Here is a 13,709-nt window from a genome sequence, read left to right as displayed (position 1 = left end):
CGCTTATACTATGTCAGATAAAAGGAGATATGATAGCAATGGTATCATCATGTATCCCACTACCAGGGAAGGATTTCCGAAGGTATCCCACCGGTTTATCCAGAAGGGAACAGACGGGAAAGATATGATCGCGGCCGTGGAGCCGGAGTTGCCGGTGTCCGAATTTGTGTACGATGGCATAAGCAAAACCGGAGGATTTGTGCAAAAAACAGATGCCGGTGGCAAACCATTAACGGTAAAGAGCAAGCCGCTACCACCGTACATTGTGGATGATAATCTTGAGCAGATCGTGCGGCTGGTGCAGATACTGCGCCGCCCCATCCTGTTAAAAGGAGAACCCGGCAGCGGAAAAACGCAGTTGGCCAAGTCGGTGGCGTTCGACTGGTACGGGGAGAATTACCGCGAACACTTTTTTGAATGGCATGTGAAGTCTACCTCCCGAGCGGTAGATGGTTTGTACCACTTCGATCACGTGGCGCGCCTGCGTAACTCCCAACTGAAAAATGGAAGTGGAGAAAAAGAAGACCTGTTGCAGTACCGCAGCTTCGGCCCGCTCGCAAAGGCGTTTCTCACCTCTACCAAAGAAAACCCTTCGATCCTGCTGATCGACGAAATTGATAAAGCGGATATTGACTTCCCGAATGACTTACTGCTCGAACTCGATGAACGCCGCTTCACCATCCCCGAATCCGAAACCGGTGAAACAATAGAGGCCCGTTATCCGCCCATTATTTTCATTACCAGTAACGACGAACGCGAACTGCCCGAGGCCTTCCTGCGCCGCTGCCTGTTCATGTTCATCAAGTTCCCGAACGACGAACAGATCGTGGATATCGTGAAGGCGCATATACCGGGACTGGTTGAGGAACATGGCACTTTCGTGAAGAAAGCCATTGAAGTGATCCATGCACAGCGGGCGAAGGTGGCGGTAAGCCCGTCCGACAGCAAAATGGTATCTACCAGCGAAATGCTCGACTGGCTGGCGGCCTATCATCATGAACTAAAAGCCGGCCTGATCACCTCGCCGGAACAAGACCTCGAAAAACTACCGCTGTTCTACCAGGCTTTGCTCAAAACACAGTCATCTGTTAAACAACGGGAAAACGATTATAAAAAGGCCGCCACAGAGGTTAATAACAGTAACTGATGAACGAGCATCCCCTGATATTCTGGAACTTCTTTAAAGCGATTGAAACGTCGCTCAGCTATGAGCGCTGGATCGATAAATATAAAATGTTCATCGACGCTTTGCAGAACGGATTGATCCCGCTGGAAGAGGATTTAAAGTCGTTCCGTGCGCTCTGTAATGTGCTGTACCTGCAGGACCATCGTGATCACAAACGTTTTAATGAACTGCTGGATACGGCGATACGTTTTGAGGGCGAGCGACTGGTCAATATGTTGCGTGCCGGCCTGGAAAGGGCCGAACAGGCTGCCAGGGAAACAGTAGCACCGGGTGCGCAGGCACCGCCAAAAGCGGATGCAGGTGATGTTCCGGAGCCTATGGCGGTGCCGCGCGACAATGAAAGCCAGGAGGACGATGAGGAAGCTCCGCCTCCGCCGCCGAAAGAACCCGGGAGAGAAAAGGCGATGGAAACAGGAGAGATGTATTACAAAACGCCCTGGAACATAACCGCCGACGAAGGAACAGACGAAGAACGTTATGGCGAGGAAGCCCGGTTTTTACACAGCGATGAATATTTTCCCCTCAACCGCCGCAATATGGTGAAAGGCTGGCAGTTCCTCCGTTACAAAGAACGCACCGACCGTTCTACAGAACTGGATATACCGGCTACTGCATTCAAAATTGCCAGGGAAGGGCTGTTCCTGGAGCCGGTATACAAACAGGGGCTGCGTAACCGCCAGGACACACTGATCATACTGGCCGATGTACATGGCTCTATGGCACCTTTTCATGAATTAAGCAGCAGGCTGATATACACCGCGCAGCACGAAGGCGGGCATGCCCGCGCGCCGGTATTTTACTTCCAGAACTTTCCGACGGCTTACGTTTACCGGAAACCTAATCTTTCCGCTCCGGTGAAGATCGACGAAGCGCTGCGACAGGCGAACAGTTGTGTAACCACTGCGGTGATCATCAGCGATGCCGGTGCGGCGAGGGGTAATACCGACAAAGTGGTGGTAGAAAGGCGGCAGCAGCAAACGGCTGCTTTTTTAGAAGAAGTAAGAAAACGCTGTGCAAAGGTATTGTGGCTCAACCCCGTTCCCCGGCATCGCTGGGATAACACAGCGGCAGCCGGTATCAAAAACCTCAATATGGTGCCGATGTTAGAACAGGATACCTACAATTTCCAGGACACGTTGCGCGCCATCTTTAAGCAAAAAAAATAAGTATGTTACCTCCCGGTTTTCCGATAGATAAATTGTCTGCCACTGACCGCCATAAAGTTGAATGGTTTTATGGCCGGTATGTGGAGCAGTACTACGGGCACTACAAGTACGGCCACTTCCTGATGGCCGCTTATGCCGCTGTACCCGGGCTGCTTACCCCCGACATGTTGTACAAGATGTGGCAGAACTTCAATGCCTATACCTGGAGCGGTAAACCCGTTACCATTCATCGTATAGCAGTGTCAGACATCCTGTTATCACCGCTTTGCCATGATGTAGGTTACGAACTCTATGAAATGCACCAGGACATACGCCTTGCTTTCCTCGAATGGCTGAAAGTGGAAGCCGACGATAGTGAGCGTGTACGCGGGTTTCGGCCTATTGAAGTAATTGGTCACTTTTTGCAGGAGTACTATCAGCGGCCGAACCCCGGCAGCCAGATATGGGGTGAGCATTACTTGGATACGCAGCAGTTGGATGTGCTGTCGTTCTTCAAACCGGAAAAGGTAGCCGCATTGTTGAAAACGAGGATTACTAACGCGGCAAATGAACGAAATGAAACTTCATTGTTAAGGGCCATCGACGCATTTACAAAAACGCACAAGCGGTTGGAGCGGGTACTGCCCGAGCAGGATAGTACGTTACAGGAGTTTAAACGCGAGAGCCAGTGGTTAGAGGCTGGTCGCGCACTGGTGCAGCAGCATTTCGGGCAGTTTGCCGGTTTGCTGGACGCACACAGGGATTTGAGTAATTGGGTTACGGAAAAGCAGGAAGGCGCATTGCCGGTAAAGATAGAGCGGAGTGTGATGTCGAAGTTGAAGGAGGCAGGGCAACCGAAATTGTGGGCTTTAGTGGTGGGCGCTGATGATCAGTTGAGTGGACGTCGCACAGAAAATGATGCTTTGTTGATGGAGAACGGCCTGCGTGATATCATGGAAGCTGAAAGACTGGAAATGAAAACTGTGATAGGCGCGGGTAAGGAGATGATTATGCAGTACCTCGCAAAGATGGCAGCCGACGTGAGCGGGAATGATATCGTTTTCATTTATTTCTCCTGCAACAGTACGCCGGAGATAGAAAACCCCGGTTCATTATGGATAGGAGAGCAGGAAATCACTTATAAAGAATTAAATACGGCTATATCGGAATTGAAAAGCAGGCAGGTAGTCCTGATGCTGGAGATGCCTTTTCCAGGAACACATCAGTGGATGAATATAGCCATGGGTATGGGACGTGCGGTTATTACCAGTTCTTATCATTCACAACAGCCGTATGACCAGGAGAGGGAGCCGATACAGGAGAAGGCTTATTCCTTTTTTACCTATGAATTTGTGCGGCAGCTAAAGCGCAAACAGGGCCAGTTAAGTATTCGCAGCCTGATGTGCATGGCAGTAAAAGGGTTTGAAACAATGCCGCAGGTGCGTGCGCTTTACGGGGAATCTGCCCCGCGCTTACGCAATGAACATGCTCCGCAGATCTGGGCTTCCCCGGAAATGATGGATGCAACGTTGCTCCCGGACGCCGCACTCACCGCTCGCTTACAGGTTGGTTTGCAGAGGGAAGGCTATTATCACGATTATGTAGATGGGGTGATGAACGGCGATATGGAACGGGCGATCAATGAGTACCGGCGCGACTTCCTTAATAACCGGGAAATGGAAAAGAGCGAGGTATTACTTGAAATAGAACAACGCTCATCCGGCAGGCACGAAAAACCTGTGTTCCTGCTGCTGTTCTCGGACCCGCACAAGCGACTCAAGTTTCTGGAAGATGAGCAGGCGGAGATAGGAGAATTGCTGTCGGCCCATACGGATGAGGGGATGACAGACTTTGTGATACTCAATTATGCAGATAAAAAAACGCTGTCAGATTTCCTTACCAATATCGAATACAGAGACAGGGTTGAGTTATTTTATTATTCCGGGCTGGACGAAGCCGGAAATATGGTGTTGGAAGACGGAACATTTCCGGTATTTGATTTAATACCATTGCTGGAGTTTCAGCGTAACATGCAGGTGGTGTTCCTGAATACCTGTAATTCTGCGCATGCAGCAAACTGGATCGCACAAATGGCCGGCTGCAGGGCCCTGGGCGGTTTAGGGACGGTAGACGATGGTTATAGTGCTGAATTCGGAGTGTCATTCTTTAAGGATATCATTAAGGGGGGAAGTTGGGAGGAATATGAACAAATGCCGATGGCGGGGGACCTTCGTATGGAAGATGCCCCACAGGGAGTGATCAGGTACTTTCAGGCACCGTGGATAGAAAGGGGACAGTTGATGTCCTGGAAGTTTAAGATGGTGGAGAAGAAGGAGCAAAAGGAGCAAAAGAAAACGAATACGATCAGGGCTGTCTGTTTAGGGATAAACCAGGAACCGGGTGGACGTACACTGGAATATTGTAACGACAATGCCGGGAAGTTCGGCGAATGGCTTACGGCACAGCGTGAGCAGCTTCAAAAGGAAGTGAAAGTAAATGTTTTACCCGGCGCAACCAGGGCTGTTGCACTGAGCGCAATTGATGAACTGGCGGCCGCAGAAGATGGGGATACGTGCGTGATTTTTTATTCCGGAGTACTTTACCGGAAGGATAGGAATAACGAAGATGATGAATTTTGTTTCGGGGAAGATGCAGATTATGCAATGATGCGTGCCGATAGTTTTGTGTTTCACAGGTTGGTAAATCGATTTAAAGATAAAAATGTAAACCTGATCGTCATCTGCGACGTTCATGGTTACCTGGCAGCCGGCCGTGGACGGGCTAACACAACCCCAAACCGTTATGACGGACTGAAGCACTTCGTTTTGATAAAAAGAGAATTGTCTACAGAATTTACTTTCACAGCCGGGAATGAATTTTTTACTGAATTATTGGACGTACTGCATGCCGATGGCGGCGAACTCACTTACCAGGGCCTTCTCGACAGGTTACGGATAAAAATGCTAAGTTGGGGAGAAAGGCTAACACTATCAGCTAAAACGGATGTGCGTAACTGGCAGGACCATGTTGTATTTACAAACCGTCTTCGTAAAAATGTAGCCTATTACATATCGTTCAATAAAAACCTGAATAGCTGGGTGGCAAATGCAGGCTTACGAAATGGCCTAAAACCATCTGTCAATTTCACAGGTACTTATTTTTATTTGCAGGATGGAAGTTTGGCCCTTATAGGTGAAGTAGGAGAGGATTACTCACTTTTGACCGGCCTTGAAGGCAGGGCTGAAACGGAAAGCGCTGAAGCCATGCTTGTTGAGCGTAAAATTCCGGAGGTGAGGGTCGCTTTTAGTAAAAACGTACCCAACCAGGCAAAGACAAATATACTGCAGGAGATAGAACGCCAGCATATTCCGTATATAGATTTTGTTTATGAAGAAATTTATGCATACTACGTTATTGACTATGGTTATGGTGGTTTTTATCTCACTTTTGATCTGAGGCGTGGTGACCCGGCTCAGGTATTGGAGAGCGTGAAAACAGAAGCGGAACTGGTAAAGCAGATGCAGAGCATATGCGAGTGGATGGCCATGGTAGACTATTATTACCCGGGCAGAGGCATCAAAAGAGAAGATTTGAACGTTACGTTCTTAGTGGCTGATGAACTTAAACAGAAACGGATATCAGAAAGAGAATTTTCAGAATACCAGAACCCATCATCCATTTTGCTGTCGCGTAACATCGGCGCATATCCTGCCCTGATGTGTAACGTAAGCATTGCAGAGGGCAGTAGTTTAAAGGAGTGTTATGTTCGTGGATTGTATTTCGACCGGGGATTTGATGTGCATGACATTACCACAGGCGTTATGCATCTCCGGAAAGGCGATGTAATAACGATAGACATCGACAGGTATATAATGGAGAGAGTTAATAACAACGTTTTTCGTCCCGGTCCGGATACGGACATCGGGGAACAGGGACTTTCGGACTATGTCAGACTATTTGTGTCGACAGCCGAAGTGTTATCCGTTCCGGTGAAGAAGTATCCATGGAGGCAGCGGCCTGCCCCGCCAGCGGCCACTTTCCCGGTGAATGCGGATGTTTCTATCAACGTGCCGGTCTTTTTCGACTGGGGGCCTGAAACTCCCAAACAGGAGCAAACTTTCCGGCAAAAGGTGCAAGGTCTGTACGAATCCCGCAAAGTAGCGTTTGAGGACGATCCCCAGAAGAACCGCTGGGGTGGCGAGTCGACCGCTAATAATTGGATGCTGCATGCCAGCGTCAAACGAAAGAACCTGATCCCCGGTTTCTACTCTGTTACGATTTATGCAGACTTCAAAGGCGATATACCACCAGGTACCGAAGTGGCATTCTTCCTGCACGATTCTTTCGATGAAGAAATAAAATACACAACCGTCGAAAAGGGCAGGGCCTTGATTAACGTGAGTGCCTACGAAGCGTTTACCACAGGTGCTTACACCTCCGACGGCACCATGCTCGAACTCGATCTGAACAACGCGCCCGGTTTCCCGGACGGCTTTTATTACCAGGATGTAATGGATGTTTTTAAGTCGAAGGTAAAGGAGTTGTACAACAGCACGCCAGTCCGCATAAAAGATGATCTGCAAAAAGGTCGCTGGGGTGGGGCGTTTCACGTCAATGGCAAAGCGCTCAGCGCTTCAGTAAAGAAATCTTTATTGCCAGGCCTCTTTAAAATAAAGCTGCGTGTAGCCTCCACTAATAATACACCACTTATGGGCGACGTGGCCTTCTTCATCCACGATTCATTCAATAACCAGATTAAATTCCGCCGCGCGCTTAATGGAGAAGCATCTGTCAGCGTTACTGCTTATGAAGCCTTTGCGGTAGGTGCTTATACAGAGGATGGTACACTGCTCGAACTCGATCTTAACCAGGTGAAGGATGCGCCTGAAGGTTTTTATTATAAAGAACGATGAGAGATCATATTTTTGCCGCGTTCTGCAGCCCGGGAATATACTTTCCCATCCCCTCCGGTTGATGGATGATAGAAAGTGATATCCGACATGCCGGAGGTGTTGCGATGTTGACCACATAAAAAAGCCCCGCATCGCTGCGAGGCTCTTATCAACTTATTTCGTGACGATCTCTATTTTCGCACCGTTCTTAAATATCGAATGGTTGACGAAGTAACCGTTCTGTACCACGCCATCTACCTTAATCGTTTTCAGGTCGCGGCTCTTACCGGTTTTGGTGATCGTAATGGTTTTACCGCTGTTGGTTTTCCATTTCACTTCATCAAACAAAGGCACACTCACCAGGTATTCCGGATCGGTGGCCGAGAAGGTGTATAAACCTAATGCGCTCAGTACGTACCAGGCCGACATTTCCCCTGCATCGTCCATGCCGCACAGCGCAAGACCTTCGGGGCCTATGCCGTACAGGCTGTTCAGGATGGTGTCGAGCATCTTTTGCGACTTCTCGGGTTTACCGATAAAGTAATACGCGAACGGAGCTTCGTGGTCGGGCTGGTTGCCGTGGCAATACTGACCGATCATCGTTTCCACGTTACGGGCAATGTGTTTAGGGTTCCAGGGCAACGTAAACAACGAATCCAATTTAGATTCAAAGCCTGCAGCACCGCCATATAACTCCACCAGTCCCTTCATATCATGCGGCGCAAAAAACGATACCTGCCAGGCGTTAGCCTCCCTGTACATGTACTCGTAATAAGGGTACTGGGGATTGAAGGGTGTGATCCAGCTGCCATCTTCCAGCCGTCCCCTCATGAACCTGGTTGCCGGATCAAACATGTTTTTATAGTTCTTCGAACGCGCCATGAGTATACGGTAGTTGGCCGTATCACCCAGCTTCTTCGCGATCAGCGCCAGTGAGTAATCATCGTACGAGTACTCCAGTGTTTTAGACACGCCTGCCGCCGCTTTCGTTTCCACGTGCGGGTTCTTAACGTCCGGATCAGGAATATATCCTTTTTCAATATACTCCTTAATGTAAGGACGTGCGCCGCCCGATACATTGGCGTTTCTCAATAATATCTCGTAAGTGCCTTTGATATCGAAGTTGTCAATTCCCCTTAAATAAGCCCCTGCGATTGAAGACGCGCCATGGTCACCATGGAAGAAGGTGGGAATAAAACCTGTTTTGTCGCCTACATCTTTCATCGACTTAATCACGTCCAGCGCTACTTTTGGCGACATTAAGCCGAGTAATACATCTTTATTACGATAAGTATCCCATAAAGAAGGTTCCGTATAGTAATTGAAATCAGCCTTTACCACTTTACGTTTTGCATCCGTGAATTCGCCGTTCACATCACTGCGTAAAGCCGGCCATAACAGCGAGCGGTACAGGCTGGAGTACAGCATCTGCTTCTGTTTCTCCGTTCCGCCCTTCAATGTTATCCTCGATAGAACCTGCTCCCATTCACGGTTTGCAGCAGTACGAATATCTGCAAATGATTTATTGCCAATCTCTTTCTGCAAATTCTCTTTCGCATTTTCCGTACTCACAAACGACAGACCTATCTTCATTTCTACCGCTTTCGTACTACCATCCTGTAAATGCACGATCGCGCGACCATTCCGTTGCCCTTCGTTTGTTTTATCAACTTTTGCAATGTTAGTATTTAGTTGGGCATAGAAGTAGATGCGCTCGCCCGTTTGCTGAAACCCCTGCACTGCATTGTTTCCCACCTGTTCAATGTTCCAGTTATTCACCCGGTTATTAGACCGTGCCAGGTCGAACAGTATTTGCCTGTCATTGTTGCTTTTGTACTCATACTTATGATACCCGCAACGCAGCGTAGAAGTAAGGCTCACATTCACATTGTAATCATCCAGGTACACCTGGTAAAATCCCGGCGAAGCACTTTCTTTCTGATGAGAAAAATGAGATCCCAGCTTTTCGCCCGGCTTCGACAGCGGCAACACGGGAATATTACACAAATTCCAATGCCCCTTATTTGTATGCGTAAACCCATAAATCATATCGTCCTCATACTCATATCCCGCACCAGAACCATATTCCGTCATCGGACTCAGTTGTACCATCGCATTTGGCAGTGAGCTGCCAGGGAATGTAAGTCCTGACCATGATCGCCACCCCTCGGGCAGTTCATACCCGAGAATTTTCGGATCAGTAAGTGGTGCCGTACCAATAAAAGTATTTACATATTTCGTATGAGGCGATGTTTGTTGCCCCTTAACAGAAGTGGCTGCCAGCAACAGCAGTGAAGCTATTCGGAAAAGGTTGTTCATGAGCGTGAAATGTATTTCTTTTGGTCGATGCAAATGTAGTTGGTTCACGCTCTTGTGTACGCGAAAATTACATCAGCGGTTGGTAGAAAAGTATTGAAAGTATTGCTAAATGTGAGGTTTGAAGGATTGATAGGTAGCAGGGTAAAGGAGATGGGGAGATAGGAAATTTAGCAGGGACAGATGGTGGTTTATGTTAATTTTTGCGAGTTATTGAGGGGATGATGAGTAAACCTACTTTGTTCGCGATGATGGGTGCCTCATTGTACCTTATTGTCTCGTGGGGGGATTGAATCGAGAGTTGAGCGGCGGGACTCACTGCAGCTCATCGTCTCGTGAAGATTTTATACGTTCGTCGTTCGTAGCCGCGTCGCCATTGCGACACACCTCGTCGTCATTGCGAACGGAGTGAAGCAACCCGTCGCTTCAGTAAAAATTCTGAAAATAACGGATATCAATACATGGCGATAGTGTGCTTGCGTTGTTAGAGGTTTGTAAGGGCGGGGAGAGGCTCGCGGGGGCGGGGTGAGCGCGATGATAACAGCGTTTTCTGAAATAATAACTTGCCTCACTTCTCAGCTTTTTACTGGAGCGACGGGTTGCTTCACTCCGTTCGCAATGACGGCGGGGGAGCGTGCCTCACTACACCTCATCGTCTCGCGAAGATTTTACTGAAGCGATAGTTGAACGGTGGGGGAAACATGTCTTGTTACACCACATCGCCGCGAAGATGTTTGCTGGAGTGGCTAATCCAAAATGTACTTCCATTATACCACCCCTACAAAATACCCCGACACCGCCTCCACAATATCCTCAATCCGCGCATTATAAAACCCGGCGCCATTCATCGATCCACATTCGACGATGTAATAAGTATCGCCGCAAAGGCAAATGTCCATAACAAATACATCGTGCGGAGCATACTCACGGCACCTCGCTTCTGCAAAAGCTTTTACGGGATCGGGGCAGCCTTCTTCTTTTTTTAGCCGGAAGTACTCCCTGTATTTTGAAGCGGCTACTACTTCTTTGTTGACGATCCAAAGGCGCCATTCGGCGGCGATGTTATAGGGCTCGCCGGCAACAATGGGACTGTCGGGCGTCAGGTTTGTGTTTTCTACTGCTTTCAGTTGCTCGTACCAGCGCGCTATCTCGCCAAAGGCTTTTACTTCGCCGGCAAAGGATTTGCTGTCGTCATTCGGGCGGATGAACAGTTGTTTGTCTGCCGGATATTTATTGCTTTCGATAAGCTCTTTAAATGTGGTAATGGTTGCATCGCCATTGAGCATATGCTGTCCCCATTTAGAAATGTAGTTTTCGATGGAGAAGCTGATTTCGTCAAAAAATATTCCTTTACGGAGATCTTCATCCTGTGTGGCTAGATAATTGAAGGTTGTTGATCCGTAGAGAATGGACGCACGTTCACGACTGAATGCGGGAAGCGATGAGGCGAAAGGGATAATGTCAATTGCCACGAACGGGATGTTAAGTACGTTACAGGCAGACTGAAGATCTTCGAAATTGCCGGGGCTGGTAAGGTTACGTTGTACCACCCACTGGATATTGGGATATTGTTTCATGACTTGTGCAAATTAAGGAATTTATCCACTAGGCTCTCGTATCCAGAAAATAAAAACTAATTTTAAACAACAAATCACCTCTCTACATGGCATTCTTTGGTCTGTTCAAAAAGAAGAAGAAAATAATACTGCACGACGAACTGTTTGGTGAAATCAGGTTCTTAGATTTCGGGAAGCATGATAGCTACTTCGAATCGAAGGTCAACTTTTCCCCCGATGGTCATCCTATAGATTGTCTTATTCCTGCTGATGAATCCGGACCAACTGAGCATCAGCGGGCTTTTTACAGGCAGCTGCAGCAGAATTATCCAGCCTATACCGAAAAGGTAAAACACCTGATCGAGGAAGAGTTCAGGCATTTCAATGAGGAGTTTATTATAGTTGATTTTTCGAAGGAATTGGAGTTAGAACATATTCGGCTGCCACAGCCAGAAAAACCTGATTACGAATGGGAACTCGCCTTTTCGTCAGTACACGACGATAACCACCTGATCACAATAGGATTTATCGGAGAGGAGCCAGACGAGGTGCATATTGATGGATAAACATCTTTATGACTGCTGCCTGCTTATCAGGAAAAATGCTACGGATTCCACGCCCGCCCAACTTCCAGTTTATCACCATCCAGCCTTACCGTAAACAGGTGAGGCACACGTACTGTACGCCCATTCACTTCCTTATGGCTATGCACCGACATTAGCAGCCGTCCATCAAAGGTTTTGAACAACATACCATGACCAAAGTTAGGCGGGGTGATGGGCTCGGGCTCCTGTACCCATGGACCGTCGAGCGTGCCGCTTTGGGAGTACACCACGCCCTGGGTGTATACGTCGTATATCCAGCTGGTCCATATCATACCCAGTCGACCAGTGCCCGTATTGAACAGGTAAGGGCCATCCGTTACTTTATTCGGACGGTCGTTGCCATTTTCGTCTTTCTCCCTGCTCCAGGGTGCTTCACTGGCGCGGAACAGCAGTTTGCCTTCTCCAATAGAACCGCTCAGGTCGGGCTTTAGCTCGATCTTTTCCATGGTGCCGTCGAGGTTTTGCAGCCATTCGTAGCAGTAGATCATGTAAGGTTTACCATCCTTATCTATCCAAAATGTACCATCAAGCGTGGGTTTATTCGCGGGCAGATACGTTGGATCTTTCATCGGTACGTAAGGCCCGTCAGGTTTATCACTCACCAACACATGACTGGCACGGCGTTCTATCACGTTGCCCTTAACGGTATCGATCTTCACTGCCCGGTTCGTAAAGGTGGCGAAGTAGTAGTACTTGTTTTTGTAAGCATGTATTTCCGCAGCCCATATCATAGGATTCGGCCCCATCCAGGATGTACTGTCGGTTTGGGCCACGCGGTAGGGGCCAGTCCATTGTTTCAGGTCTTTACTCTTCCATAACATACCACCGGTACCGGTCATGTAGTATTGATCCGATTTTTTATCTGCTAATATAAACGGATCGCTTAAACGTATAGAGTCTAGCGGAACAGTTCTGACGGTGACCGGATTTCTCTGCTGGGCAAAAGCCAGGGTGGAGAAGAGTAGGCAGCCGGTTATCGTAGTAAGGTATCTTTTCATGGTGGAAAGCTTTATTGCGTAAGCAGGCGATAAGATAGTGAATTTGTGAGGTAGATGAAAGACAAACGGTATGAGCGGCCCGGCAACGTTTGCATAGCTTTTTGAGAACAGCTGCCAACTTATATGTATTATGCAGTAGCGGTCCTAAATGGCCGGTTATTAAATTCGCCCGTTATGAAGTTTGTCCTTTCTATAATAGCCACACTGGCCATCCTTAACGCCTTTGCCCAGCAAACCAGCACCGACACGGCCTGGAAGGTAAAATTGCGGCAGCAGGGGCAAAAAGTCATACCGCCTTATCCGAAAGAACTAACCGTATCCCAGGATGGCAGCGGCGATTATGTCACCATACAGGAGGCCGTGAACGCCGTGCGGGACTTGTCGCAGGAGCAGGTAATCATCCACATCAAACCCGGTATTTACCGGGAAAAACTCATCATCCCATCCTGGAAGAAAAGAATATCACTGGTAGGAGAGAACGCCGCCAATACGATCATCACCAACGCCGACTACTCCGGAAAGGAATACCCTGGCGGGAAAGATGCGTTTGGCCGGGCGAAGTACAGCACTTACACCTCTTACACCGTACTGGTGCAGGGCGACGACTTTGTAGCCGAAAATCTCACGATCAGTAATACAGCCGGCAGGGTAGGGCAGGCAGTCGCTTTACACGTGGAAGGCGACCGCGCCATCGTCCGCAACTGCCGCCTGCTGGGCAACCAGGATACCGTGTTTACTGCCACGTCCGGCAGTCGCCAGTATTACGAGAATTGTTACATAGAAGGCACTACCGACTTCATATTCGGAGAGGCCACCTGCGTATTCTCCCGCTGCACCATCAAAAGTTTATCTGACTCCTATATAACCGCTGCCGCCACATCAGTTGAGCAGCGTTTCGGCTACGTGTTCCTCGACTGTAAATTAATAGCCGATAGTACGGTAAAGAAATGTTACCTCGGCCGGCCCTGGAGGCCGAACGCCAAAACAGTATTCATCAATACGGTGATGGGG

General features: G+C 48.5%; 8 protein-coding genes. 5 read left to right on the top strand and 3 right to left on the bottom strand.

The annotated features are described in order from the left end of the window. Positions 1-10 precede the first annotated feature (10 nt). The 3 genes from QZT80_RS24005 to QZT80_RS23995 are packed head-to-tail and all read left to right on the top strand — an operon-like array spanning position 11 to position 7,244. Complete coding sequence (locus QZT80_RS24005; protein WP_295128477.1) at positions 11-1,147, top strand: MoxR family ATPase; 1,137 nt, start codon at positions 11-13, stop codon at positions 1,145-1,147. After that, on the top strand, positions 1,147-2,352 hold the full coding sequence (locus QZT80_RS24000; RefSeq protein ID WP_295128474.1) for a hypothetical protein: 1,206 nt from the start codon (positions 1,147-1,149) through the stop codon (positions 2,350-2,352). Before QZT80_RS24005 ends, QZT80_RS24000 begins: the two co-directional genes overlap by 1 nt. Before the next feature lie 2 nt (positions 2,353-2,354). Then, positions 2,355-7,244 carry a pYEATS domain-containing protein gene (locus QZT80_RS23995; RefSeq protein ID WP_295128471.1) on the top strand — a complete coding sequence of 1,630 codons (4,890 nt, stop codon included), beginning with the start codon at positions 2,355-2,357 and terminating at the stop codon, positions 7,242-7,244. Positions 7,245-7,397: 153 nt separating this feature from the next. On the opposite strand, the gene QZT80_RS23990 is transcribed toward QZT80_RS23995, so the two are convergent. Together QZT80_RS23990 and QZT80_RS23985 are read right to left on the bottom strand one after the other, a co-directional pair. After that, positions 7,398-9,542, bottom strand: a complete 2,145-nt coding sequence (locus tag QZT80_RS23990) for a GH92 family glycosyl hydrolase (protein ID WP_295128468.1) — start codon at positions 9,540-9,542, stop codon at positions 7,398-7,400. 764 nt (positions 9,543-10,306) lie between these two features. Further along, a complete protein-coding gene (locus QZT80_RS23985; protein WP_295128465.1) occupies positions 10,307-11,116 on the bottom strand; it encodes an ATP-grasp domain-containing protein in 810 nt (269 codons plus the stop codon). 86 nt (positions 11,117-11,202) lie between these two features. Here QZT80_RS23985 and QZT80_RS23980 point away from each other — a divergent pair, with 86 nt between their 5' ends. Then, entirely contained in the window at positions 11,203-11,661 is a 459-nt protein-coding gene (locus QZT80_RS23980) for a hypothetical protein (protein WP_295128462.1), read from the top strand. Positions 11,662-11,699: 38 nt separating this feature from the next. Here the strand turns inward: QZT80_RS23980 and QZT80_RS23975 are convergent, their stop codons facing one another. Continuing rightward, positions 11,700-12,698 (bottom strand): glycoside hydrolase family 43 protein, encoded by a 999-nt coding sequence (locus QZT80_RS23975; protein WP_295128459.1) that lies wholly within the window; start codon positions 12,696-12,698, stop codon positions 11,700-11,702. Between the two features lie 174 nt (positions 12,699-12,872). On the opposite strand from QZT80_RS23975, the gene QZT80_RS23970 reads away from it, so the two are divergent. Next, positions 12,873-13,709: pectinesterase family protein (locus QZT80_RS23970; RefSeq protein ID WP_295128456.1), on the top strand; the 837-nt coding region annotated here is incomplete at its 3' end.

The sequence above is a fragment of the uncultured Chitinophaga sp. genome (genome assembly GCF_902168175.1).
In the GTDB taxonomy this organism is placed as follows: domain Bacteria; phylum Bacteroidota; class Bacteroidia; order Chitinophagales; family Chitinophagaceae; genus Chitinophaga.
Note: the sequence above shows the minus strand (reverse complement) of the source record. Positions and strands in the feature narration are given on the sequence as shown.

What these genes read in the sequence shown, in the direction of transcription:
- QZT80_RS24005 (WP_295128477.1), top strand. Translation starts at nt 11, where the DNA reads ATGTCAGATAAAAGGAGATATGATAGCAATGGTATCATCATGTATCCC.
- QZT80_RS24000 (WP_295128474.1), top strand. Translation starts at nt 1,147, where the DNA reads ATGAACGAGCATCCCCTGATATTCTGGAACTTCTTTAAAGCGATTGAA.
- QZT80_RS23995 (WP_295128471.1), top strand. Translation starts at nt 2,355, where the DNA reads ATGTTACCTCCCGGTTTTCCGATAGATAAATTGTCTGCCACTGACCGC.
- QZT80_RS23990 (WP_295128468.1), bottom strand. Translation starts at nt 9,542, where the DNA reads ATGAACAACCTTTTCCGAATAGCTTCACTGCTGTTGCTGGCAGCCACT.
- QZT80_RS23985 (WP_295128465.1), bottom strand. Translation starts at nt 11,116, where the DNA reads ATGAAACAATATCCCAATATCCAGTGGGTGGTACAACGTAACCTTACC.
- QZT80_RS23980 (WP_295128462.1), top strand. Translation starts at nt 11,203, where the DNA reads ATGGCATTCTTTGGTCTGTTCAAAAAGAAGAAGAAAATAATACTGCAC.
- QZT80_RS23975 (WP_295128459.1), bottom strand. Translation starts at nt 12,698, where the DNA reads ATGAAAAGATACCTTACTACGATAACCGGCTGCCTACTCTTCTCCACC.